The 22,513-nt window shown below is 68.4% G+C and carries 21 protein-coding genes; 11 read left to right on the top strand and 10 right to left on the bottom strand.

The window, feature by feature from the left end; genetic code table 11:
- Positions 1-10: 10 nt before the first annotated feature.
- Positions 11-2,299 carry a beta-glucosidase BglX gene (bglX, locus tag ACSFBC_RS13495; RefSeq protein WP_435511176.1) on the bottom strand — a complete coding sequence of 763 codons (2,289 nt, stop codon included), beginning with the start codon at positions 2,297-2,299 and terminating at the stop codon, positions 11-13.
- Between the two features lie 368 nt (positions 2,300-2,667).
- Between bglX and ACSFBC_RS13500 the strand changes: the two genes are divergently transcribed.
- The gene (locus ACSFBC_RS13500; protein WP_435511177.1) at positions 2,668-4,317 is read left to right on the top strand and encodes a glucan biosynthesis protein G; all 1,650 of its coding nucleotides are present in this window, start codon (positions 2,668-2,670) and stop codon (positions 4,315-4,317) included.
- A 40-nt stretch (positions 4,318-4,357) separates the two neighbouring features.
- Here the strand turns inward: ACSFBC_RS13500 and ACSFBC_RS13505 are convergent, their stop codons facing one another.
- Together ACSFBC_RS13505 and ACSFBC_RS13510 are read right to left on the bottom strand one after the other, a co-directional pair.
- Positions 4,358-4,996 (bottom strand): 3-oxoacid CoA-transferase subunit B, encoded by a 639-nt coding sequence (locus tag ACSFBC_RS13505; RefSeq protein WP_435510841.1) that lies wholly within the window; start codon positions 4,994-4,996, stop codon positions 4,358-4,360.
- Positions 4,997-5,088: 92 nt separating this feature from the next.
- Positions 5,089-5,901 carry a CoA transferase subunit A gene (locus tag ACSFBC_RS13510; protein WP_435511178.1) on the bottom strand — a complete coding sequence of 271 codons (813 nt, stop codon included), beginning with the start codon at positions 5,899-5,901 and terminating at the stop codon, positions 5,089-5,091.
- A 90-nt stretch (positions 5,902-5,991) separates the two neighbouring features.
- Here ACSFBC_RS13510 and ACSFBC_RS13515 point away from each other — a divergent pair, with 90 nt between their 5' ends.
- Together ACSFBC_RS13515 and ACSFBC_RS13520 are read left to right on the top strand one after the other, a co-directional pair.
- Positions 5,992-6,606, top strand: a complete 615-nt coding sequence (locus ACSFBC_RS13515; RefSeq protein WP_435510842.1) for a LuxR C-terminal-related transcriptional regulator — start codon at positions 5,992-5,994, stop codon at positions 6,604-6,606.
- A 101-nt stretch (positions 6,607-6,707) separates the two neighbouring features.
- Positions 6,708-8,300 (top strand): OpgD/OpgG family glucan biosynthesis protein, encoded by a 1,593-nt coding sequence (locus tag ACSFBC_RS13520; RefSeq protein ID WP_435510843.1) that lies wholly within the window; start codon positions 6,708-6,710, stop codon positions 8,298-8,300.
- Positions 8,301-8,318: 18 nt separating this feature from the next.
- Here ACSFBC_RS13520 and ACSFBC_RS13525 read toward each other — a convergent pair whose 3' ends face one another.
- Positions 8,319-8,795 (bottom strand): ribonuclease HI family protein, encoded by a 477-nt coding sequence (locus ACSFBC_RS13525; protein ID WP_435510844.1) that lies wholly within the window; start codon positions 8,793-8,795, stop codon positions 8,319-8,321.
- A 59-nt stretch (positions 8,796-8,854) separates the two neighbouring features.
- On the opposite strand from ACSFBC_RS13525, the gene ACSFBC_RS13530 reads away from it, so the two are divergent.
- Both ACSFBC_RS13530 and ACSFBC_RS13535 read left to right on the top strand, forming a co-directional pair.
- A complete protein-coding gene (locus tag ACSFBC_RS13530; protein WP_435510845.1) occupies positions 8,855-9,793 on the top strand; it encodes a DedA family protein/thiosulfate sulfurtransferase GlpE in 939 nt (312 codons plus the stop codon).
- A 242-nt stretch (positions 9,794-10,035) separates the two neighbouring features.
- Complete coding sequence (locus ACSFBC_RS13535) at positions 10,036-11,271, top strand: MFS transporter (RefSeq protein ID WP_435510846.1); 1,236 nt, start codon at positions 10,036-10,038, stop codon at positions 11,269-11,271.
- On the opposite strand, the gene ACSFBC_RS13540 is transcribed toward ACSFBC_RS13535, so the two are convergent.
- Complete coding sequence (locus tag ACSFBC_RS13540; protein WP_183026514.1) at positions 11,258-11,662, bottom strand: FKBP-type peptidyl-prolyl cis-trans isomerase; 405 nt, start codon at positions 11,660-11,662, stop codon at positions 11,258-11,260. The genes ACSFBC_RS13535 and ACSFBC_RS13540 overlap by 14 nt on opposite strands.
- A gap of 139 nt (positions 11,663-11,801) precedes the next feature.
- Between ACSFBC_RS13540 and ACSFBC_RS13545 the strand changes: the two genes are divergently transcribed.
- The 3 genes from ACSFBC_RS13545 (at position 11,802) to ACSFBC_RS13555 (ending at position 13,679) form a co-directional block, all read left to right on the top strand.
- The gene (locus tag ACSFBC_RS13545; RefSeq protein WP_183026515.1) at positions 11,802-12,050 is read left to right on the top strand and encodes a hypothetical protein; all 249 of its coding nucleotides are present in this window, start codon (positions 11,802-11,804) and stop codon (positions 12,048-12,050) included.
- Between the two features lie 28 nt (positions 12,051-12,078).
- Positions 12,079-13,005 (top strand): DUF6279 family lipoprotein, encoded by a 927-nt coding sequence (locus ACSFBC_RS13550; RefSeq protein ID WP_435510847.1) that lies wholly within the window; start codon positions 12,079-12,081, stop codon positions 13,003-13,005.
- A gap of 98 nt (positions 13,006-13,103) precedes the next feature.
- A complete protein-coding gene (locus ACSFBC_RS13555; RefSeq protein WP_435510848.1) occupies positions 13,104-13,679 on the top strand; it encodes a peroxidase-related enzyme in 576 nt (191 codons plus the stop codon).
- 76 nt (positions 13,680-13,755) lie between these two features.
- On the opposite strand, the gene ACSFBC_RS13560 is transcribed toward ACSFBC_RS13555, so the two are convergent.
- Together ACSFBC_RS13560 and ACSFBC_RS13565 are read right to left on the bottom strand one after the other, a co-directional pair.
- Complete coding sequence (locus ACSFBC_RS13560) at positions 13,756-15,507, bottom strand: phosphoethanolamine transferase (protein WP_435510849.1); 1,752 nt, start codon at positions 15,505-15,507, stop codon at positions 13,756-13,758.
- 46 nt (positions 15,508-15,553) lie between these two features.
- Entirely contained in the window at positions 15,554-16,270 is a 717-nt protein-coding gene (locus ACSFBC_RS13565; protein WP_435510850.1) for a phosphatase PAP2 family protein, read from the bottom strand.
- A 125-nt stretch (positions 16,271-16,395) separates the two neighbouring features.
- Between ACSFBC_RS13565 and ACSFBC_RS13570 the strand changes: the two genes are divergently transcribed.
- Both ACSFBC_RS13570 and ACSFBC_RS13575 read left to right on the top strand, forming a co-directional pair.
- The gene (locus ACSFBC_RS13570; RefSeq protein WP_435510851.1) at positions 16,396-17,070 is read left to right on the top strand and encodes a response regulator; all 675 of its coding nucleotides are present in this window, start codon (positions 16,396-16,398) and stop codon (positions 17,068-17,070) included.
- Positions 17,067-18,428 (top strand): ATP-binding protein, encoded by a 1,362-nt coding sequence (locus tag ACSFBC_RS13575; RefSeq protein ID WP_435510852.1) that lies wholly within the window; start codon positions 17,067-17,069, stop codon positions 18,426-18,428. Before ACSFBC_RS13570 ends, ACSFBC_RS13575 begins: the two co-directional genes overlap by 4 nt.
- Before the next feature lie 22 nt (positions 18,429-18,450).
- Here the strand turns inward: ACSFBC_RS13575 and ACSFBC_RS13580 are convergent, their stop codons facing one another.
- Positions 18,451-18,873, bottom strand: coding sequence for an acyl-CoA thioesterase (locus ACSFBC_RS13580; protein ID WP_435510853.1), 423 nt, complete (start codon positions 18,871-18,873; stop codon positions 18,451-18,453).
- Between the two features lie 226 nt (positions 18,874-19,099).
- Here ACSFBC_RS13580 and ACSFBC_RS13585 point away from each other — a divergent pair, with 226 nt between their 5' ends.
- Positions 19,100-20,800, top strand: a complete 1,701-nt coding sequence (locus ACSFBC_RS13585; RefSeq protein WP_435510854.1) for an electron transfer flavoprotein-ubiquinone oxidoreductase — start codon at positions 19,100-19,102, stop codon at positions 20,798-20,800.
- A gap of 24 nt (positions 20,801-20,824) precedes the next feature.
- Here ACSFBC_RS13585 and cysE read toward each other — a convergent pair whose 3' ends face one another.
- Positions 20,825-21,601 carry a serine O-acetyltransferase gene (cysE, locus tag ACSFBC_RS13590; protein ID WP_435510855.1) on the bottom strand — a complete coding sequence of 259 codons (777 nt, stop codon included), beginning with the start codon at positions 21,599-21,601 and terminating at the stop codon, positions 20,825-20,827.
- Between the two features lie 32 nt (positions 21,602-21,633).
- Positions 21,634-22,383 (bottom strand): RNA methyltransferase, encoded by a 750-nt coding sequence (locus ACSFBC_RS13595; protein WP_435510856.1) that lies wholly within the window; start codon positions 22,381-22,383, stop codon positions 21,634-21,636.
- Positions 22,384-22,513: the final 130 nt, after the last annotated feature.

Raw genomic sequence — 22,513 nt, forward strand, 5'->3', positions numbered from 1 at the left:
AGGCCGAAGTTTATGGCCGAAGCTCGAACCCCTGCTGCTTTACGGCCTGCGAATCCAGACCGATCTGCACATTGAAGGCGCCGGGCTCGGCCACGTTCTGCAGCTGCGCATTGAAGAAGCGCAGCTTGGACTCGTCGATGCTGAAGCGCACCGTCTGCTGTTCGCCCGGCTGCAGCATGAGCTTGCGGAAATCCTTGAGCTCCTTGACCGGCCGCACCACCGACGCGGCCACGTCCTGGATGTAGAGCTGGACCACGGTTTCGCCCGCGCGCTGGCCGGTGTTCTTCACGTTGATGGCCGCTTCGATCTTGCCGTTGCGGGCCATGGTCGGTCCCGACAGCACCACGTCCGACAGCGCGAAGTCGGTGTAGCTCAGGCCATAGCCGAAGGGGTACAGCGGGCCGTTCGTTTCCTCGAAGTACTGCGAGGTGTAGTTGCCCGGCTTGCCTTCGGTGAAGGGCCGGCCCAGGCGTGCATGGTTGTAGTAGGTCGGGATCTGGCCGACCGAGCGCGGGAAGGAGATGGGCAGCTTGCCCGAGGGGTTGTAGTCGCCGAACAGCACGTCGGCGATGGCATTGCCGCCTTCGGTGCCGGTGTACCAGGTCTCGAGGATGGCATCGGCTTCCTGCTGCTCGCGCTGCAGCGCCAGCGGTCGGCCGTTCATCAGCACCAGCACCAGCGGCTTGCCCGTGGCCTCGAGCGCGGTGATCAGGTCGCGCTGGCTCTGGGGCAGGTCGAGGCTGGTGCGGCTCGACGATTCGTGCGACATGCCGCGCGCCTCGCCCACGGCGGCGACGATCACGTCGCTCTGCCGCGCCGCGGCCACGGCTTCCTCGATCATCGCGGCCGGGCTGCGCTTGTCCTGCGTGACCTCGGGCGTGTCCCAGTTGAGGAAGTTCAGGTACTTGACGATCGCCTCGTCGTTGGTGATGTTGGCGCCGCGCGCCAGCAACAGCCGGCCTTGCGAACCCATGGCCTTGGCCAGTCCGGCGCGCAGCGTGACCGCGTTCTTCGAATTGCCCGCGGCCGACCAGCTGCCGAGCATGTCGATCGGCGCATCGGCCAAGGGACCGACCAGCGCGATGGCCTTCGACTTCGCGAGCGGCAGGGTGTTGTTGCGGTTCTCGAGCAGCACCATCGACTTGCGCGCCACGTCGCGCGCGGCCGGGCGGTGCAGGCGGCTCTCGGCGTCGAGGTCCGCCGGATCGTCCTTGGCCACGCCGATGCGCAGGTAGGGGTTGTGGAACAGGCCCATGTCGTATTTGGCGCCCAGTACCTCGCGCACCGCGCTGTCGATCTCGCCCGTCGTGACCTCGCCCGACTTCACCAGGCCAGGCAGTTCGGCGAGGTAGACCGAATCGGCCATGCTCAGGTCGATGCCGTTCTTGATCGCGAGCTTGGCCGCCTCGCGCTCGTCCTTGGCCACGCCGTGGCGCATGAGTTCGACGATCGCGCCGTGGTCGCTCACGGTCACGCCCTTGAAGCCCCAGTCCTTGCGCAGCAGGTCCTGCATGAGCCAGGTGTTCGAGGTGGCCGGCACGCCGTTGATGGAGTTGAGCGCGACCATCACCCCGCCCGCGCCCGCATCGATGGCGGCGCGGTACGGCGGCAGATAGTCCTGGTACATGCGCATCGGGCTCATGTCGACCGTGTTGTAGTCGCGCCCGCCCTCGACCGCGCCATACAGCGCGAAGTGCTTGACGCTGGTCATGATGCGGTCGGCCGGCACCGGCAGCGAACCCTGGAAGCCCTTGACCGTGGCACGCGCGATCTCGGACACGAGATGCGGGTCTTCGCCGAAGCCCTCGGAGGTCCGGCCCCAGCGCGGATCGCGCGCGATGTCGACCATGGGCGCGAAGGTCATGTCGACCGAGTCGCCGGCCGCTTCCTTGGCGGCGGTGCGCGCCATCAGGCCCACGGCCTCCATGTCCCAGCTCGAAGCCAGGCCCAGGCCGATCGGGAAGGTGGTGCGATGGCCGTGGATCACGTCGTAGGCGAAGAACATCGGGATCTTGAGCCGGCCCTTCATGGCCGCGTCCTGCAGCAGCCGGTTGTGCGGGCGGTTCACCGAGTTGAAGGTGCCGCCCACGCGGCCCGCGGTGATCTCCTTCGCCAGCTGGGCGATGGGCATCTCGGGGCCGATGCTGATCAGGCGCAGTTGGCCGATCTTTTCATCGAGGCTCATCTTTCCCACGATGTCGGCGATGAACGTGCTCTTGTTGTTCAGCGCTGCGGGATCGTGCTGGGCAAAGGCCAGCGGACTGGCCAGGCCGGCCGCGACGGCCAGCAGAAACGACATCTTCAATTTCAGTACCTTTCAGAGGGTGAGCCGCAAAGCCGGTCTTTGCCGACAGGCTCGCGCAATCGGCGATGCTAAGCTAAGCACATGTTGGCGAGACGATCACGCCTCGTTGCCGAAGCCTTCGCATTTCATGCTCATCGCCCGCGCAATTCTTCCTACACAGTCGGGCCTTTTGCGCGTCGCAGCCAGGGCTCACGACGCATGAACGCCACGGCCCCGAGTGTGGACGAGCCTCCCGCAGATCCTTGTCGGGAATCACCGCGAGTTCATCGCACCGCGCCTGCACCGGGGTGTGCCGCGCTCTGCGTTCCACCGTCATTCCCCCTGCCTTCCACCTGCATCGCAGACATCACTTCATGACCTCCATGCCCACCGCCCAACCCCAGAAGAAGCCGTCGATTCCCCTGCTGTGCGCCGGTGCCCTCGCCTCCCTGCTGTGCGCCGGCCAGGCCCAGGCCTTCTCGCTCGACGATGTGACCGCCAAGGCGCGCGCGCTGATGGAGAAGCCCTACGCGGCGCCGGTGAACAACCTGCCGCCGGTCTTCAGCGGCATGCAGTTCGCGGACTACCAGAAGATGCAGCCGCGCGCCGACCGCTTCGAGTGGCGCGACCAGACCACGCCCTTCCGGCTGAACTTCTATCACCAGGGCATGCACTTCAACGCCGCCGTGCGGATCAACGAGATCGACGGCGACACGGTGCAGGAGATCAGGTACGACCCCGAGCGCTTCGACTTCGGCAACCTGAATTTCGACAAGGGCGCGACCAGCACGCTGGGCTATGCGGGCTTTCGCGTGCTCTACCCGATCAACCAGGTGGGCAAGAACGACGAGATCATGAGCTTCCTGGGCGCAAGCTACTTCCGCGTGGTCGGCAAGGGCCAGGTCTACGGGCTCTCGGCGCGCGGGTTGTCCATCGACACCGCGCCACCCGGCGGCGAGGAGTTCCCCGACTTCCGCGAGTTCTGGGTGCAGCGCCCCACGGGCACCGACAAGCAGATCGTCATCTACGCTCTGCTCGACTCGCCGCGCGCCACCGGCGCCTACCAGTTCATCCTGACCCCCGGCGGCAAGGATGCGGTGGTCGACGTGCAGGCCAACGTCTTCGTGCGCGGCGACATCAAGACGCTGGGCGTCGCGCCGCTGACCAGCATGTTCCTCTACGGCCCGAACCAGCAGTCGGAGCTCAAGCGCAACTTCCGCCCGGCCATCCACGACTCGAACGGGCTGGCGATCCAGACCGGCAGCGGGGAATGGCTGTGGCGTCCGCTGAACAATCCGAAGAACCTCGCGATCAGCAGCTTCACCGTCGAGAACCCGAAGGGCTTCGGCCTGCTGCAGCGCGGCCACGAGTTCTGGCGCTATGAAGACCTCAAGGACCGCTACGACCTGCGTCCGAGCGCATGGATCGAGCCGCAGGGCAACTGGGGCAAGGGCAAGGTCACGCTGATGGAGATCCCCACGCCCGACGAGACCAACGACAACATCGTGGCGTTCTGGACGCCCGACGAGCCCACACGCAAGGGCCAGGCGCTGCAGTTCGCCTACCGCATGCACTGGACCACCGACGAGCCCGCGCTGCACGGCCAGGACAACGCCTGGGTGCGCCAGACCTTCCACACCGATGGCGAGCAGTTGCAGGCCAACCTGATCCGCGCGCTCGACGGCAGCAGCGCCTTCCTGGTCGACTTCGAGGGTCCGGTGCTCGCCAAACTGCCACCCGACACGCCGGTCAGCGCACTAGTGAGCGTGGGCGACAACGCCGAGCTGCTGGAGAACACCGTGCAGCGCAACCCCGCCATCAAGGGCGTGCGCCTGGTGCTGCGGGTGAAGGTGAAGAATCCGGCGCTGCCGGTCGAGATGCGCGCCGCGCTGATGCAGGGCGACAAGCCGCTGAGCGAAACCTGGAGCTACCAGGTGCCGCCGAATCCGCAGGCGGCCACCGCGCCGGTTGCGGTGCCGGCCTCAGCACCCGCAGCACCCGCAGCCACCGTGGCGCCGCAGGCCGCGCCCTGAAGGGCTTCGGGAACCGCCACGCGGCGGTTCCGGGGCGGGATCAGCGAATGAGCTGAACGCCGGTCTTGGCCTGCAGGGTCTCGAAGCTCACGCCGTCGGCAAGCTCGACGACCTTGAGGCCCTCGGGCGTCACGTCCATCACGGCCAGGTCGGTGATGATGCGGTCGACCACGGCCACGCCGGTCAGCGGCAGGGTGCACTGCTCCAGGATCTTCAGGTCCTCGGTGCCGTCCTTCTTCTTCGCGACGTGCTCCATCAGCACGATCACACGCTTCACGCCGGCCACCAAGTCCATGGCGCCGCCCATGCCCTTGACCATCTTGCCCGGGATCATCCAGTTGGCCAGGTCGCCCTTGGCGCTGACCTGCATCGCGCCCAGGATCGACAGGTTGATCTTGCCGCCGCGGATCATCGCGAAGCTGTCGTGGCTGCCGAAGATGGCCGAGCCGGGAATGGTCGTTACCGTCTGCTTGCCGGCGTTGATCAGGTCGGCGTCGACGTTGTCCTCGGTGGGGAAGGCGCCGATGCCCAGCATGCCGTTCTCGCTCTGCAGCCAGACTTCCTTGGTGCCGGTGTGGTTGGCCACCAGCGTCGGGATGCCGATGCCGAGGTTCACGTAGAAGCCGTCTTCGAGTTCTTGCGCGGCACGGGCCGCCATCTGGTCTTGGGTCCAGGGCATCTCAAGCCTCCCGCCGAGCCGCCTCAAGGGAGGCTTGCGCCCCCTCGGGGGGCAGAGAGGACACGCAGTGCCGAACGTGGGGGTATTTCATCTCAGACTCCTTCTTTCTTGTTCGCGGGAACGGTCGGCACGGGGATCTCGCTGCCGGCGGCGGCCTGCGCGATGGCGGCCTGGGCTTCGACCTTGGCGGCCGCGACATCGACCGGTGCAGCTGCGCTCACGGTGCGCTTTTCGATGCGCTTTTCCGGCGTCGCGTTGAGCACGATGCGGTGCACGTAGATGCCCGGCAGGTGGATGTCGTCCGGTGCGATCTCGCCCACTTCGACGATCTTCTCGACCTCGACGATGCAGACCTTGCCGGCCATCGCGGCGGCCGGGTTGAAGTTGCGTGCCGTGAGGCGGAAGCGCAGGTTGCCCGACTTGTCGGCCACGTCGGCCTTGACCAGTGCCACGTCGGGCACCAGCGAGCGTTCCATCACGTAGGTCTCGCCGTCGAACTCACGCAGTTCCTTGCCCTCGGCCACCTGCGTGCCCACACCGGTCTTGGTGAAGAAGGCCGGGATGCCCGCGCCGCCGGCGCGCAGCTTCTCGGCCAGCGTGCCCTGGGGCGTGAACTCGAGCTCGAGCTCCTTGGCCAGGAACTGGCGCTCGAACTCCTTGTTCTCGCCCACGTAGCTGGCGATCATCTTCTTGATCTGCCGGGTCTCGAGCAGCTTGCCGAGGCCGAAGCCGTCGACGCCTGCGTTGTTCGAGACCACCGTCAGGTTCTGCACGTTGCTGTCCTTGAGCGCATCGATGAGCGCTTCAGGGATGCCGCAGAGGCCGAAGCCGCCGACGGCGAGCATCTGGTCGTCGGCGACGACGCCGGCCAGCGCCTCCTTGGCGGAGGCATAGATCTTGTTCACCATGGGCGTGATCCTCGCGAGCTGAGTGAAAGAAAGTAGGAAGAAAGAGCCTCCGACGATACTACGTACCCGCATACGTAGTATTTCGTAATGGAGACACCTGAGAAGACCCAAACCACGCAGCCGACCGCCCCGGGCCTCGGGCCGGTCGACTACCGGCTGGCCTTCGAGCACGCGCCGGTGGGCATGGTGCTGTCGCGCAACCGCACCATGGTCGACTGCAACCAGCGCCTGTGCGAGATGTTCGGCGCCGCGCGCGAGGCGCTGGTGGGACAGTCCTTCCAGGTGCTCTACCCCAGCGTCGCCGAATTCGAGCGTATCGGCAAACGCATGGTGCCGATCCTCAACCACGTCGGCCATTACGCCGACAACCGCATGATGCGGCGGCTGGGCGACCTGCACGGGGCCTTCGCGGGCGAGACCTTCTGGTGCCACGTGACCGGCCATGCGCTCAACCGCGCCGCACCGCACGAGGCCGGCATCTGGACATTCGAGGACCTGGGCTCGCGCCGCAGCGCCAAGGCCGAACTGACGCCGCGCGAACGCGAGGTCGCGGCGCAGGTGATGCAAGGCCTGACCTCGAAGGAGATCGGCCGCGTGCTGGGCATCAGCCACCGCACGGTCGAGCTGCACCGCGCGCGACTCATGCGCAAGTACGCGGCCGCCACCACGGCGGAACTGGTGCAGAAGTTGATGGCAGGCTGAGCGCGCGCAGTCCTGCAACAAGCTGCATCGATTGCAACGGTTTCCACGGGCGTCCTTCACCTACACGGCGCGAGCGGACCGCCTGTGCACCATGCGGGGCCATGCTCGATCGACGACACTTCCTCGCCGCCGGGGGCACCTCGCTGGCCCTCGCCTCTCTCGGACTTCCCGCCGACTCGCTGGCCGCCACCGCGCTCAAGCTCGGCCAGCCCCAACCCTTCTCCTTCGAACGGCTCACGGCCCTGGCCGAGTCGCTGGCGGGCCAGCCGCAGGCCGCCGCCACGCCGTTGCCGGCCGGTGTGCTGAACAGCATCGACTACGAGGCGCACGGCAAAATCCGCTTCGACCCCGACAGTGCGCTGTTCCGTGACGGCCCCGGCAACTTCCCCGTGACCTTCTTCCACCTCGGGCGCTTCTTCCCGGCGCCGGTGCGCATGCATCTGCTGGAGACCGCCGCGGGCGACAGCTTCGCGCGCGAGATCCTCTACGAGCCGGGCTACTTCGACATGCCCGCCGACAGCCCGGCACGCAAGCTGCAGCAGGGGGCGGGCTTCGCCGGCTTCCGTTTCCAGGAGAGCCGGCTGGGCGACCCGAAGCAGCTGGACTGGAAGAAGAACGACTGGGTCGCGTTCCTCGGCGCCTCGTACTTCCGCGCCATCGGCGAGCTCTACCAGTACGGCCTGTCGGCCCGCGGCATCGCGATCGACGTGGCCGAAGCCGACCGGCCCGAGGAATTCCCGGCCTTCACCCGCTTCTACTTCGAGCCCTCGGCGCCGGGCAGCCACAGCGTCACGGTCCATGCATTGCTCGAGGGGCCGAGCCTCACCGGCGCCTACCGCTTCGTGATGGAGCGCACGAAGGCCGTGCGCATGGACATCGAATGCCGACTCTTCCTGCGGCGCAACGTGGCGCGGCTGGGCATCGCGCCGCTGACCTCGATGTACTGGTTCTCGGAAACCAAGTCCAGCGGGATCGACTGGCGGCCCGAGGTGCACGACTCGGACGGCCTGGCGATGTGGAGCGGCGGTGGCGAACGCATCTGGCGCCCGCTCAACAACCCGGGCCAGACCACCGCCTCGGCCTTCGCCGACACCCGGCCGCGCGGCTTCGGACTGCTGCAGCGCGACCGCGCCTTCGCGCACTACCTCGACGGCGTGCACTACGAGAAGCGGCCCAGCCTCTGGGTCGAACCGCTGGGCGACTGGGGCGAAGGCGCGGTGCAGCTGATCGAGATCCCGACCGACGACGAGATCCACGACAACACGGTCGCGTTCTGGGTGCCCAAGGCCCCGGCCACCGCGGGCTCGCGGATCGCGTTGCGCTACCGGCTGCACTGGACCGACGTGGAGCCCTACCCCTCGCCGCTGGCGCGCTGCGTGGCCACGCGCACGGGCCGCGGCGGCCAGCCGGGCCAGCCGCGACCGCAGGGCGTGCGCAAGTTCATGGTCGAGTTTCTCGGCGGCCCGCTGGCCTCGCTGCCGACAGGCACCAAGCCCGAACTCGTGCTCACCACCTCGCGCGGCAGGTTCTCCTATCTGTTCGCCGAAGCCGTACCGAACGGCGTGCCCGGCCACTGGCGGGCGCAGTTCGACTTCACGGCCGAAGGCAAGGAGACCGTGGACATGCGGCTCTTCCTCAAGAGCGGCGATCAGACGCTGTCGGAGACCTGGCTCTACCAGCACCATCCCGCCTGACGGCGCAGGGCGCGTCGTTCAGGCGCGGGCCTTGCGCCGGCCGGCCTTGCCGCGCAACTTGCCGCTGACTTTCGGCGCCATGCCCAGCGCCGCGCGGGCCAGTGCATCGGCCTCGCCGTTGCGGTGCCGCGGAATCCACTGCAGCGCCGCGCGGTCGAAGCACGCGAGCAGCACGCGCGCCGCGTCGAACAGATCCGCAAGCCGCGCGATCGGCTTGGTCACACGACCGCTCAGTTGTTCGACCAGGATGCTGTTGTCGCTGTAGACCTGCACCACCCTCGCGCCCTGCGCCTGGGCCGCCTGCAGCGCGTCGGTCAGTGCCCGCAGCTCGGCCTCGTTGTTGCAGCCGATCGAGTGCGTGGCGCGCGACAGCGTCTGACGTGTCCCGTCGGGCGCGACCAGCACCGCGCCCAGGCCCATGCGACCGGGGTTGGGGACCGCACTGCCATCGCAGTGAACGGTCCAATGAGGAAGATCTGAGTCGAGAACGGCCATGCGCCACGCTACCAGATGGACGTCGGGCAGCCGGCGCACGGAACGGTTAGATTGCCCGCATGCAAGAACTCCTGTCCCTGGCCACCGCGCATGGCATCACGGTGGTCTTCCTGGCCACGCTCGCCGCCCGGCTCGGGGTGCCGGTGCCGGCTTCGGCCGTGCTGGTGGTGGCCGGCGGGCTGGCGGCCATGGGACAGATCCCGCTGTGGGCCACGGTGGCGGTCGCGCTGGCGGGCAACCTGCTGGGCGACGCGGCCTGGTTCTATGCCGGTCGCCGCTTCGGCCACCGGATCATGCGGCTGCTGTGCAAGGTCTCGCTCTCGCCCGACACCTGCGTGCGGCAGAGCGAATCGCTGATCACGCGCTGGGGCGGCACCTCGCTGATCGCCGCCAAGTTCGTGCCGGGCGTGTCGGTGGTGGCGCCGCCGATGGCCGGCGCGCTGCAGATGTCGACCGCGCGCTTCCTCGGCTTCGACACGCTGGCCGCGGCCATCTGGTCGGCCGCCTTCCTGATCCCGGGCTGGGTGTTCAGCAGCCAGATCCAGGCCGTGCTCGACGCCATGGCCGATGCCGGCGCGGCCGCGCTGGTGGTGCTGGCGATCGCCGTGGCGGCCGGCATGGGCCTGCGCTACTGGCGCCGCCGCGCGATGCTGTCGAGCATCGACATCCCGCGCGTGAGCGTCGACGAGCTGCATGCGCTGATGTCTTCCGCCGTGCCGCCGCTGGTGATCGACGTGCGTTCGCCGGCCGGTGCCGAACTCGAGCCACGCCGCATCCCGGGCGCGATCGTGCTGCACCTGCAGGACATGAAGGCCCAGCGCGGCCTGCCCGATTTCTCGGCGCACCACGAGATCGTGCTGTATTGCAACTGCCCCAACGAGGTCTCGGCCGCGGTGGCCGCGCGCCTGCTGCAGACACGCGGCGCGAAGCGCGCCAGGCCGCTGGCGGGCGGGCTGGACGCGTGGCTGGCCTCGGGGCGGGCGACCGAGTCGGGTTGAGGCCACGGGGCGTCGAGCGCGTCGTCGCAGGCCACGGCAATGCCTTGCCCGCCAGCCTGCATGACCTTCTCGGCGATCGCATCGATGGTGCCCGGATGGCGATCGGCGGCGGCAACGGCCCGTGGCCGACGGCGCCATTGTTGGCGCCATGGAAACACATTGGGTCCGCCCGACGGCTTTGTCCGAAGCGTCGAGGTGCCCACACTCCAGGGTTTGCACCTGCGCCCTCGGAGTCCCTGCCCGTGTCCTCTTCCTGCACCACCTGCGACGACGCCGTCGCGACCCCGGCGCTCGCGCCCGCCGCCGTCACGCCCCGCTCGGCCTGGCTCGCCGTCGGCTCGGTCGCCGTGGGCACCTTCGTGATGGTCACGACCGAGTTCCTGCCGGTCGGCCTGCTCACCGACATCGCGCGCGGGCTCGACGTGTCCGACGGCACCGCGGGCCTGATGGTCACGATGCCCGGCGTGCTGGCGGCCTTTGCCGCGCCGGCGCTGACCGTGGCCGCGGGCCGGCTCGACCGCCGCACGGTGGTGCTGTCGCTGACCGCGCTGCTGCTGGTGTCGAACCTGCTGGCCGCCTTCGCGCCGAGCTTCTCGACGATGCTGGTGGCGCGCCTGCTGCTCGGCCTGTGCGTCGGCGGCTTCTGGTCCTTCGCGCCGGCCGTGGGCACGCAGCTCGTGCCGCCGGCCGACCAGCCGCGCGCGATGTCGATGATCCTGGCCGGCATCTCGGTGGGCACCGTGCTGGGCGTGCCGGCCGGCGCCCTGCTCGGCAGCATTGCGGGCTGGCGTTCGGCGTTCGCGGCGTCGGCGCTGCTGACCGCCGTGGTGCTGGTGGTGCAGCTGTGGCTGCTGCCCGCGCTGCCGGCGCTGCGCGCCATCCGGCCGCGCGACCTGCTCACGCCGCTGACGCACCGCATGGCGGCGGTCGGCCTGGCGGCGGTGGTGCTGATGGTGGCCGGACACTTCGCCGCCTACACCTACCTCAAGCCGCTGCTGCAGCAGATCTTCGGCCTCTCGCCGGCGCTGGTCACGGCCCTGCTGCTGGTCTATGGCGCGGCGGGTTTCGCGGGCAACTTCATCGGCGGACGCATCGTGGCGCGCAGCCCGTTGACGGCAGTGATGGCCACCACCTTGCTGCTGGCCGGCTCGCTGGCCGTCTCGACGCTGATCGGCTCGGGCGTGGCGGCAGGCGCGGTGGTGGTGCTGGCCTGGGGCGTGGCCTTCGGCATGGTGCCGGTCTCGGCCACCGGCTGGATGCTCAAGGCGCTGCCCGAGGCACCGGAGGCCGGCCAGGCGATGCTGGTGACGGCCTTCCAGGTGGCGATCGCCTCTGGCGCGCTGTTGGGCGGCATGGCGGTCGATGGCCGGGGCATCGCGAGCGCGATGCTGCTGGGCAGCGTGCTGGTGCTCGCGGCCGCGGCGGTGGCGGCCGTGCTGGGGCGCGCGCCGCGCGCCGCCGCGGTCAGCGTCCCTTGACCGAGATCAGCTCGACTTCGAAGTTGAGCGTGGCATTGGGCGGGATCACGCCACCCGCACCGCGCGCACCGTAGGCGATGGCCGGCGGGCACACCAGCTTGGCCTTGCCGCCGGGCTTCATCTTCTGCACGCCTTCGGTCCAGCAGGCGATCACGCCCGACAGCGGAAATTCGATCGGCTCGCCGCGCTTGTAGGAGCTGTCGAACTCCTTGCCGCTGTCGGGGAAGGTGCCACGGTAGTGCACCTTGACGGTGTCGCTGGCAGTCGGCGACGCGCCGGTGCCGTCCTTGAGCGATTGGTAGATCAGGCCGCTGGGCGTGGTGACCGGCGCGCTCTGGGCGAAAGCGGCCGACGAAAGGCACAGGAGGGAAGCACACAACAGGAATCGCACAGGGTTGTCCTTGAAGGGATGAAAGCGCCATTATTGCGGGCTGGTGCTGCCCCACCACAGGCAGGCGCGGCGGCGACTGACAGGGCCAGGTCGAAAGGCCGTGTCTAGTCGAGGCTTGAATCAATTTATGGAGAACCCGATGAAGAAGATGCTGTTCGTGCTCGCTGCCTCCCTCACTGTCCTGACCGCCGGCGCACAGGTCGGCAAGGCCGCCTCGGAAGCCACCGACGCCGCCAAGCACAAGATCGACGAGAAGCGCGCCGACAACGAAGCCAAGAAGAGCGGACCGGTGGGCAAGGCGGTCAACAACGTCAAGTCGGGCTACCACAAGAACCGTTCGCAGAACTCCGCCGACAAGGCCAAGAAGGCCTTGAAGGACGCGGGCTGAGCGCTCCCTCCCCCTGTCAGGCACGCCCTTGAAGCGCCCGTGGCTCTCGTCCCTGCCCCGGTTGTCGAGGGCGACCTGCGCCGTATTTCTGGGTGCGGCGCTGGCGGGCTGCAGCGCCGTCAAGCTGGCCTACAACAACCTGCCCGAACTCGGCTACTGGTGGCTCGACGGCTATGTGGAATTCAACACCGTGCAGACCCCGAAGGTTCGGGCACAGCTCGCGGCGCTGCTGGAAAGCCACAGGCGCAACGAGCTGCCTGAATTCCAGCGGCTGATCGAAGGGGCTGCGGCAAAGGCGCAGGCCGACGTCACGGCCTCGGAGGTCTGCGCGGTCGGCGACGCGATCCGCGATCGCCTGCTCGCCACCGCGCTCGAGGCCTCGAAGCCGGGCGCCGAACTGGTGGCAAGCCTCGACGACGCGCAACTGCGCCAGGTCGAAAGCAAGTACGCGAAGAACAATGCCGCCTATGCGCGCGACTGGCTGGAGCGCAGTGCCGAGCAGCAGCACCAGAAGCGCTACACGGAGTTCCTCGACCGCAGCGAGGATTTCTACGGTTCGCTCGACGGCACCCAGCGCCAATTGCTGCGCGAATTGGTGGACCGTTCGATCTTCGATCCACGGCGCGTCGATGCCGAACGGCGCCAGCGGCAGCAGGAGTCGCTGGCCCTGCTGCGCCGCTTCAGTCGCAGTGCGCCGGTGCCAGAAGTGAGTGCCGCCATCGACGCCTATGCACGACGCGTTGCATACCCACCGACCGGCCCGTGGCAGGCCTATCAGCAGGCCCTGTTGACGGAGAGCTGTGCCAACATCGCGGCGCTGCACAACATCACGCGTCCGGCCCAGCGCGAACGGGCCGCACGCCGGCTGCAAGGCTATGCGCAGGACGTGCGCGATCTGATCGCCACGCCAGGCGCAACCCCGTCACGCATGCCGTCGGAGCAGTTCGCGCCCTGACGCGCCGCGGTACGCGCCTTGCCTCAGCGGCCGTTGGCGGCGAGATCGCTCGGCGCCCACGCGCTGCCTATGATGGGCGATCAACGACGGAGACACCCATGACATCACGCTACCCATTGGCCGAACTGAAAGACCTGCCCGAGGACATCCGCACCGCCGTGCTCGCGGTGCAGGAGAAGGCCGGCTTCGTGCCCAACGTGTTCCTCGCGCTCGCGCGCCGCCCGGCCGAATGGCGCGCCTTCTTCGCCTACCACGACGCGCTGATGCTGAAGGAAGAAGGTTCACTGACCAAGGGCGATCGCGAGATGATCGTGACCACCACCAGCGCGGCCAACCAGTGCCTCTACTGCGTGGTGGCGCACGGTGCGCTGCTACGCATCTACGAGAAGAAGCCGCTGGTGGCGGACCAGGTCGCGGTGAACTACCGCAAGGCCGACATCACGCCGCGTCAGCGCGCGATGCTCGATTTCGCAATGAAGGTCTGCGACCGCTCGCACGAGGTCGACGACGCCGACTTCGCCGCGCTCCATGCGCACGGCTTCGACGACGAGGACATCTGGGACATCGGCGCGATCACGGCCTTCTTCGGACTGTCGAACCGCATGGCGAGCTTCACCGGGATGCAGCCCAATCCAGAGTTCTTTCTCATGGGCCGCCTCCCCCGACAGAAGTAGGCTCCCCCCAGGGGGCGACACCAGCGGCCCGGCAAGCCGGTTCCGCGGTGTCCCTGGAAAAGAAAGATCGGGTCGCTCAGGCGCCTGCGCCCTTGCAGTGCGCGAAGGCATCGAGCGTCCGCTGGTAGGTCGGCGTCTCGAGGTCGAGCACGCCGAGCAGCGTGTGGTACAGGTTGTCGTGCGTGAGCTCGGCCTCGCGATCTTTCTGCAGGCAGGCCGTCGACAGGCGCTCGCGCACCTTCAGACCGTCGTCGAACCACGCGACCATCGGCACGTGCTTCTGCACTTCGGGCGCGATGTTGTAGGGCAGGCCATGCAGGAACAGCCCGTACTCGCCCAGCGATTCGCCGTGGTCGCTCATGTAGAGCAGGCCGGTGGCGAAGTGTGGCGACTGGGTCTTGAGCCAGTCGATGGTGCGGGCCAGGAAGCGGTCGGTGTGGGCAATCGAGTTGTCATAGGCGTTCAGCAGCTCACCATGGCTGCAGTCGGCCAGCACGTTGGTCCTGCACTCCGGTACGAAGCGCTTGGTCTCGACCGACGAGCGCTTCGCATACGACGGACCATGGCTGCCCATCTGGTGCATCACCAGCAGCACGCCGCGCTGGCGCCGCTCGGCCGGCAGCGCGGCGATGCGCTGGTCGATGTTCTTGAGCATGATGTCGTCGAGGCACTCGTCGCCGTCGCACAGCGCGCCCTTGGCCTCGGCCGACAGGTCGGCATCGGCCGAGGTGTGGGGCACGCGGTCGCACACGCCCTTGCAGCCGGCCTGGTTGTCGATCCACAGCACGGCCAGGCCCGCAGCCTGCGCCACATCGAGCAGGTTCTCGTAGTCGTCCTTGCGACCCTCGTAGCCCTGCTTGCCCAGCGACGAGAACATGCAGGGCACCGAGGCCAGCGTGTTGGTGCCGCAGGAATGCACGTTGCGCCAGCTCAGCACCTGACGTGCCGCGAGTTCGGGCGTGGTGTCGCGCGCATAGCCGTTGAGCGCGAAATGATCGGACCGCGCCGTCTCGCCCACCACCATCACGAACAGCGGCGGCCTGGTCTGTGCCGCATAGCTCGGGCCCAGCGCCGCGCCGGCCGTGATCGGGATCAGCTTGTGGCTGCGCTTGAACAGCGGCCGAATCGCCGCCGTGCCGGCCGAGTAGACGCTGGCCAGCGGATTCATCATGTAGCGCAGCGTGACGTGGTTGCGCATGAGCGGCGCGACTTCGCGCGACATCGCGGCCGTGGCGGCAATGCCCACTGCCAGCGTCGCGGCCACCAGCGCGGCATTGCGCCAGACCTGCCCCCAGGCGCGCATCGGCAGCACGCGCACGCGCAGCAGCCACCACGCGGGCAACGCACTTACCAGCAGCACGTTGAACAGCAGGCGCCAGCTCAGCAGGTCGCGCGTTTCGTGCATGTCGGTCTGCATGGCATTGGCGGCCATGGTCGGGTCGATCACCACGTGGTAGGTGAGCATGAAATGCTGGGCGATGGCCGCGATCAGCACGAGCGCGAACCACAGCGGCTTCATCCATCGCGTCCAGGCCGTGAGCGACAGCAGCGCCACGGTGCCGAAGCCGATCATCACGGCCATCGCACCGACCGAGCGCATGTAGACGCTGGGCGCACCGCCGATGCGCGCGAGCTCGAACCACAGCGCCCAATTGGCGGCCACCAGCAGATAGAGCGCCAGGCCGATCACCACCGCACGGGCGGACCGCGGGCGCGCCATCCAGGCATCGAGGGCAAGCAGCCAGGCCGGCAGGCGCGACGCAGCGAACGCCTGCGTGGAGGTGCCGCGCCCAGCCAAGGGCGCGATCGTGTCGAAAGTCGTGGTCATCCACCGATGGTGAAAGGCGGGACTGAAACCTCCCTGAACGACCGCCTCAGGTTTCGTTCAGCTTGGGGGGCACCTCATGCGTCTGCCAACGGGCATGGGCCAGGCCATCCGCCAGCCAGCCCACCGCCCAGCACACCCATGCGGTCCAGAGCGTGTGGCTCATGTAGTGCGCACCCCGCCACTGCTGTGCGATGCCCAGCACCAAGCCCAGCCCGAGCGACGCAGCCAACCAGTACATCGCCGCCCGCGGCAGGTGCCGCCGCCACACGAACCAGCCACCGATGTAGGCCAGGGCGGCCGAGGCATGCCCGGCCGGAAAGCAGCCGCCGGGGCCGCCGTCGTTCAGGCCCCACGCCCAATGCGAAAGATGGACCGCCTTGCCGCCGAAGTCGCGCAGGTCCCAGGGGCAGCTGGTGTGACTCGCATGCTTGAGCAGCGACACGGCCAGCACCGACCCCAGCACGGTGAGCGCGAGCTGGACGCGTTCGCCGCGCGTCAGGCAGCGCAGCGGGCCGCAGGGCCAACGAATGGCGGCGAACAGGCCTGTCAGACAGGCCCAGCTCAGCAGGCGCGGAACCTCGTGGAAGAACAGCACGAACGCCGTGTTGTCACGCAGCGCGAATCCGTCGGGGCCGCCGGCCAGACGGGCCAGCGGAAGGTCGAGGCCGGACGCATCCCACAACAGGACAAGGAGCAGGCCGGCCAGGGTGGCAGCGAGAACCCGTGGGATGAGTGAAGAGAGAGCGCTGGTGCGAAGTGACATGCGACACGGGTACGGGGCCCGCCCATGGAAACCGATCGACGGAGGCCACGAGCGTAGGACAGCAGAATGAACGCAGCCTGAAGCCCTGCCTTCGATAGACTCGTTCAATTTTTGGAGACGCTGACGTGCGCGTTTTGCTGGTCGAGGACGATGCCACGCTGTCCGAAGCGGTCTGCGGTTATTTGCGGGCCAAGGCCTTCGTGGTGGATGCCTGTGCGAGCCTGGCCGAGGCCTCGGCCGCACTGCACGCGGCGCAGTACGCGGCAGTGCTGCTCGACCTCCATCTGGGCGATGGCGACGGCCTGTCGCTGCTGCCGCAGATCCGCGCGATCAAGGAGCGTCCGATCGTGATCGTGCTGACGGCGCGCGATCAGGTGACCGACCGCATCCGGGGCCTCGACGCCGGCGCCGACGACTACCTCATCAAGCCCTACGACCCCGGCGAACTGCTGGCCCGGCTGCGTGCCGTGGAACGGCGACGCAGCGCGTCCAGCGCCCCCCTGATCGAGCTGGGCGACCTGCAGATCGACCTGTCGCAAGAGATGGTGCGGCGCAACGGCGTGCCGGTCGCGCTGACGCAGAAGGAATGGTCGCTGCTGCGCGTGATGGCCACGCGGCCAGACCGCATCCACACGCGCGAGAACCTGCAGGACGCGCTCTACGGCTTCGACGACGAGGCCGACAGCAACACGCTCGAGGTCTTTGTGAGCCGCTTGCGCCGCAAGCTCGGCCGCAACCACATCCAGACCCTGCGCGGCCTGGGCTATCGGCTGGTGCACGCCGTGGGCGACAGCGAATGAGCGCCGCGGCGGACGTCCGGGCGCCGGTCGCGCGCCAGACGCTGGCCGGCCGCCTGATCCAGACGCTGATCCTGTGGGTCGGCGGGGTCTGGCTGCTGTGCGTGATCGGCGTGGTCTGGTATGTCGACCGCGAGATCAACTACAACTTCGACAGCGAACTGGTCGAGGTGTCGCACCGCATGTTCGACATCGCGCTCGACGAGTTCGACCGCCGGGCCGGCGAGGCGTCCAACGGCCGCATGCTGATCGCACCGACCCCCACCTTCGCCGACGCCGCGGTCATGTTCCAGGTGGTCGACAAGAACGAGCGCGTGCTGCTGCGATCGGCCGAGACACCCGGCAACGTGTTCGACGTGCCGCTGGCGGCGGGCTTCTCCAACGACGAGGCGTGGCGCATCTACACGGTGCGGCACCCCGAACGCGACCTGTACCTGCAGGTGGCCGATCCGCTCGACGAGCGCCGCGTGGCGCTCAACCGGACGCTGTTCGGGCTGATCATCCCGCTGGGCGCTGTGCTGCCCCTCCTGGCCCTGGTGCTGCGCAAGATCGCGCGCGAGGAACTGCAGGTGCTGCAGCGCCTGGCTGCGGAAATCGGCGAGCGCAGCGGCGCCGACCTGCGACCCATCGCCCTGCCGGGCCTGCCGCAGGAACTCCAGTCGGTGGGCGACCATGTGAACCGTCTGCTCGATCGCCTGTCGCAATCGCTCGACGTCGAACGCGCGCTGGCTGCCAATGCGGCCCACGAGTTGCGCACGCCGCTCGCGTCGGCGCGGCTGCGGCTGCAGACCGCGCTGGAGCACGCATTGCGGCGCGAGGACGTCGAAGCGGCACTCGATGCCCTGCGCGTGCTCAGCCACCGGACCGAGAAGCTGTTGCAGCTCTCGCGCGCCGAGTCGGGTGCGTCGTTCTCGCGGAACCGCGTCGACCTGACCCAGCTCGCCGCGACGGTAGCTCAGGAATTCTGGCAGGACGCACGCGCGCTCGACCGGCTCGGCCTGAGCGTGCCCGACAGCGGCGCACCGCCCGTGACGCTGGGCGACTTCGACGTGCTGGCGATCGCACTGCGCAACCTGGTGGAGAACGCGCTGCGCTACGGCGGCGACGGTCCGGTGCAGCTCGCCGTCGAGGCCGATGGCTCGCTGGTGGTCCGCGACTTCGGACCGGGCGTGAGCGAGGCCGCCTTGAGCACCTTGCGCAAGCGCCATGTGCGCCACAGCGCGGAACACGCCGGTTACGGGCTCGGCCTGTCGATCGTCGCAACCATCGTGCAGAAGCACGAGGGTCGCCTCGAGCTGCGCTCGCCGCCCGAGGGCGCCGCCACGGGGTTCGAGGCCCGCATCGTGCTGCAGCCGGCCTGAAGGCGCTTGCGGGCCTTCGCCCTCAGACCGTGACGATCTCGCGCAGCCAGTCGGGCAGCGTCATCGCCTTCTGCTTCGGGAAGTCGACCCAGATCGTGGTGGCGCCGCCCGCGGCGCACACCGTGTCGGGCGCATCGGCGCGCGCCATCGTGGCCCAGCTCTCGAAAGTGGTGCGGCCCGGATCGCTCACGTACATCTTCAGCAGCACGTCGCCCGGATACTCGATCTGCCGGTAGAAGTTGCAGAAGGCATTGACGATCACCATGCCCTCGCCCTTGGGGTCGGGCTCGAAGCCGATCGAGCGCATCCAGTCGATGCGCGCCGTCTCCATGTAGCGGAAATAGGTTCCGTTGTTGAGATGGCCCATGGCGTCCATGTCGCCCCAGCGGATGGCAATGGACGTCTCGTAGACGAGCTTCTTGTGCTCGGGGATTTCAATCTTCATCGGGTAGCGCCTTGAGAAAACAGGAGGCTCGGGGCCAGGGGGCGCCCCGCCGGGCGCGCGTCGTGCATTGTCCACGCGTCCCCACGGGGACTGCCGGGCGCACAGGTGACGCATACGCTGTGCGCAGCCCGATCAGGAAGCGTGCAACCAGCCGCATAAAATGTTGCAAGAACTCCGCTGCGCTGCGGTGCCGGGCCACTCCCACCTATCGACGAGACTCCCCACAATGACCCACGACGAAATCCTTGCCCAGTTCGGTCCCCGCGAAGCCATGGAGTACGACGTCGTCGTCGTCGGCGGCGGGCCGGCCGGACTCTCGACCGCCATCCGCCTGAAGCAACTGGCGGCGCAGAACGACAAGGAGATCTCGGTCGTGGTGCTCGAGAAGGGCTCCGAGCCCGGCGCCCACATCCTGTCGGGCGCGATCATGGACCCGCGTGCGCTGTCCGAGCTGATCCCCGACTGGAAGGAACGCGGCGCGCCGCTGAACCAGCCCGTGACGGCCGACACCTTCCTGATGCTCAGCGAGAGCGGCGCCACGCGCACGCCCAACTTCATGCTGCCGCACAACTTCCACAACGACGGCAACTACATCGTCAGCCTCGGCAATGTGGTGAAGTGGCTGGCGCAGCAGGCCGAGGAACTGGGCGTGGAGATCTTCCCCGGCTTCCCGGCCGCCGAAGTGCTCTACACCGAAGACGGCAAGGTGCGCGGCGTGGCCACCGGCAACCTCGGCATCGGCAAGGACGGCGAACCGACCGAGAACTTCCAGCTCGGCATGGAGCTGCTGGGCAAGTACACCGTGTTCGCCGAAGGCGCGCGCGGCCACCTGGGCCGCCAGCTGATCGCGAAGTACAAGCTCGACGACGGCAAGGACCCGCAGAGCTACGGCATCGGCATCAAGGAACTGTGGGAGATCGACCCCGCGCGCCATCAGCCCGGCCTGGCCATCCACACGGCCGGCTGGCCGCTGCCCTCGGACGTCTACGGCGGCTCCTTCGTCTACCACGCGGAAAACAACCAGCTGATCATCGGCTACGTGGTCGGGCTCGACTACCAGAACCCGCACCTGAGCCCCTTCGAGGAGTTCCAGCGCTTCAAGACGCACCCGAACATCCGCTGGTACTTCGAAGGCCAGGACAAGGGCCTGAAGGCGCCCAAGCGCCTGAGCTACGGCGCGCGCGCGATCACGGCCGGCGGCCTGCTCTCGCTGCCCAAGACGGTGTTCCCGGGCGGCGCGCTGGTCGGCTGTGAAGCCGGCCACCTCAATGCGAGCCGCATCAAGGGCAGCCATGCGGCGATCAAGACCGGCATGCTCGCGGCCGAAGCCGCCTTCGACGCCGTGACCGCGGGCCGCCAGCACGACGAGCTGGCCGCCTACCCGGCCGCCTTCGAGAAGAGCTGGCTGCACACCGAGCTCAACAAGGCGCGCAACTTCAAGCAGTGGTTCAAGAAGGGTCTGACAGTGGGCACGGTGATGACCGGCATCGAGCAGTTCGTGCTGCGCGGCCACATCCCCTGGACCATCCACCGCACCGAAGCCGACCATGCGCGCCTCAAGCCGGCGTCCGCCTGCAAGAAGATCAGCTACGCGCGGCCCGACGGCAAGCTCACCTTCGACCGGCTCTCGAGCGTGTTCATCAGCAACACGAACCACGAGGAAAACCAGCCCGCGCACCTGACGCTGAAGGATGCCTCGGTGCCGGTGCGCATCAACCTGCCCGAGTACGCGGGCCCCGAGGCGCGCTACTGCCCGGCCGGCGTCTACGAGTTCGTGCCCGACGAGGCGAACGCGGGCAAGGAACGGCTGCAGATCAACGCGCAGAACTGCGTGCACTGCAAGACCTGCGACATCAAGGACCCGACGCAGAACATCGTCTGGGTCACGCCCGAAGGCGGCGGCGGGCCGAACTACGTCGGCATGTGAGCTGAGCGGTGCGACTCGGGAAGCCTACTTCCCGACCAGCTGCACCAGCTTGTCGGCCTCGAAGCATTCTGCGCGCGCCGCGTCGCCCGGCACGCAGTCGGCCTCTTCCGGCTGACGCGCCGACAACTTCTCGATCGCCTGCCAGATCAGCGCGATCTGGTGCTCCTGGCCGGCCGCGCTGTCGATCAGGCCGCGCATGGCCTGCGACAGCGGATCGTCCTGTGCCGTGAGGCCATAGGCCGAGAAGCCACGCGCCGCTTCGCTCACGTCGGCGCTGGCCCCGCTGGTCGACACGATGATGCGCGCCGGGATGCCCACGGCGGTGGCACCCGCGGGCACCGGCTTGGTCACGACCGCGTTCGAGCCGACCTTGGCGCCGTCGCCCACCGTGAAGCCGCCGAGCACTTTGGCCCCGGCGCCGATCACCACGTCGCGCCCCAGCGTCGGGTGCCGCTTGGTGCCCTTGTAGAGCGAGGTGCCGCCCAAGGTCACGCCCTGGTAGATGGTGCAGCCGTCGCCGATTTCGGCGGTCTCGCCCACCACGACGCCCATCGCATGGTCGAAGAACACCCGCTCGCCCAGCCTGGCGCCCGGATGGATCTCGATGCCCGTGACCCAGCGCGAGAACTGCGACACCCAGCGCCCTACCCACTTGAAGCCGTGGTTCCAACACCCGTGCGCCACGCGGTGCAGCACCACGGCGTGGAAGCCGGGGTACAGGGTGACCACTTCCCAGCGCGTGCGCGCCGCGGGGTCGCGGTCGAGGATGCACTGGATGTCGGAACGCAGGCGCGAAAGCATGGATGTGGTGGTGATGTGAAAGCGGCGGAAGTCTAAGCCGCGTCGTCCTTGCGCGAGGCGGGCGGAGTCTTGGCGTCGGCCATGGCCTTGGCGATGCCGCGCAGGATGTGGATCTCCTCGGGCGTGGGCTGCGCGCGGTTGAACAGCTGCTGCAGCCGCGGCATCAGCTTCTTGGGCGCGTCGGGGTCGAGAAAACCGATCTGCACCAGCGAGCGTTCCCAGTGCTCGAGCATGCCGGCCACGGCCTTGGCATCGGCCGCCTGCGTGGGCACCACCGACTCGGTCACCGGGAAGCCGCCCAGCGCCAGCCGCCATTCGTAGGCGATCAGCTGGATCGCGGCGCCGAGGTTGAGCGAGCCGAACTTCGGATCGGCGGGAATGCTGAGCGCGACGTTGCAGCGGTAGACGTCCTCGTTGCGCATGCCGAAGCGCTCGGAGCCGAACAGGAAGCCGACGTGCTGCGGCGGGTCGACCTTGCCCAGCGGCTCCAAATGCTCGCGCGGCGTGCGCGTGGGCGGGCCGAAATCGCGCGGGATCATGGCGGTGGCGCACAGGTGCGTGACGCCGTCGAGCGCCTCGTCGAGCGTGTCGACGATGCGCGCGTTGGCCAGCACGTCGAGCGCGCCGCTGGCCCGCTGGATGGTTTCCTCGCGGCGCAGCACGTTGGCCCAGCGCGGCGCGACCAGCACGAGGTCGTCGAAGCCCATGGTCTTCATGGCGCGCGCGGCGGCGCCCACGTTGCCGGCGTGGCTGGTCTGGATCAGGATGAAACGGGTGCGCATGGACGAACGGATGGGCGTGCGGGAGGGGCCCCGATTAGAACGGAAGCGCTGCCACTCCCGCTCGCGCGGGCGCCGTCAAGGCCCGAAAAATGCACCGGATCGCGCCGCACCTGTAAAATCGCGGCCTTCC

The organism is Variovorax frigidus (genome assembly GCF_051216515.1).
In the GTDB taxonomy this organism is placed as follows: domain Bacteria; phylum Pseudomonadota; class Gammaproteobacteria; order Burkholderiales; family Burkholderiaceae_C; genus Variovorax.

What these genes read in the sequence shown, in the direction of transcription:
- bglX (WP_435511176.1), bottom strand. Translation starts at nt 2,299, where the DNA reads ATGTCGTTTCTGCTGGCCGTCGCGGCCGGCCTGGCCAGTCCGCTGGCC.
- ACSFBC_RS13500 (WP_435511177.1), top strand. Translation starts at nt 2,668, where the DNA reads ATGCCCACCGCCCAACCCCAGAAGAAGCCGTCGATTCCCCTGCTGTGC.
- ACSFBC_RS13505 (WP_435510841.1), bottom strand. Translation starts at nt 4,996, where the DNA reads ATGCCCTGGACCCAAGACCAGATGGCGGCCCGTGCCGCGCAAGAACTC.
- ACSFBC_RS13515 (WP_435510842.1), top strand. Translation starts at nt 5,992, where the DNA reads ATGGAGACACCTGAGAAGACCCAAACCACGCAGCCGACCGCCCCGGGC.
- ACSFBC_RS13520 (WP_435510843.1), top strand. Translation starts at nt 6,708, where the DNA reads ATGCTCGATCGACGACACTTCCTCGCCGCCGGGGGCACCTCGCTGGCC.
- ACSFBC_RS13525 (WP_435510844.1), bottom strand. Translation starts at nt 8,795, where the DNA reads ATGGCCGTTCTCGACTCAGATCTTCCTCATTGGACCGTTCACTGCGAT.
- ACSFBC_RS13530 (WP_435510845.1), top strand. Translation starts at nt 8,855, where the DNA reads ATGCAAGAACTCCTGTCCCTGGCCACCGCGCATGGCATCACGGTGGTC.
- ACSFBC_RS13545 (WP_183026515.1), top strand. Translation starts at nt 11,802, where the DNA reads ATGAAGAAGATGCTGTTCGTGCTCGCTGCCTCCCTCACTGTCCTGACC.
- ACSFBC_RS13555 (WP_435510848.1), top strand. Translation starts at nt 13,104, where the DNA reads ATGACATCACGCTACCCATTGGCCGAACTGAAAGACCTGCCCGAGGAC.
- ACSFBC_RS13560 (WP_435510849.1), bottom strand. Translation starts at nt 15,507, where the DNA reads ATGACCACGACTTTCGACACGATCGCGCCCTTGGCTGGGCGCGGCACC.
- ACSFBC_RS13565 (WP_435510850.1), bottom strand. Translation starts at nt 16,270, where the DNA reads ATGTCACTTCGCACCAGCGCTCTCTCTTCACTCATCCCACGGGTTCTC.
- ACSFBC_RS13575 (WP_435510852.1), top strand. Translation starts at nt 17,067, where the DNA reads ATGAGCGCCGCGGCGGACGTCCGGGCGCCGGTCGCGCGCCAGACGCTG.
- ACSFBC_RS13580 (WP_435510853.1), bottom strand. Translation starts at nt 18,873, where the DNA reads ATGAAGATTGAAATCCCCGAGCACAAGAAGCTCGTCTACGAGACGTCC.
- ACSFBC_RS13585 (WP_435510854.1), top strand. Translation starts at nt 19,100, where the DNA reads ATGACCCACGACGAAATCCTTGCCCAGTTCGGTCCCCGCGAAGCCATG.
- cysE (WP_435510855.1), bottom strand. Translation starts at nt 21,601, where the DNA reads ATGCTTTCGCGCCTGCGTTCCGACATCCAGTGCATCCTCGACCGCGAC.
- ACSFBC_RS13595 (WP_435510856.1), bottom strand. Translation starts at nt 22,383, where the DNA reads ATGCGCACCCGTTTCATCCTGATCCAGACCAGCCACGCCGGCAACGTG.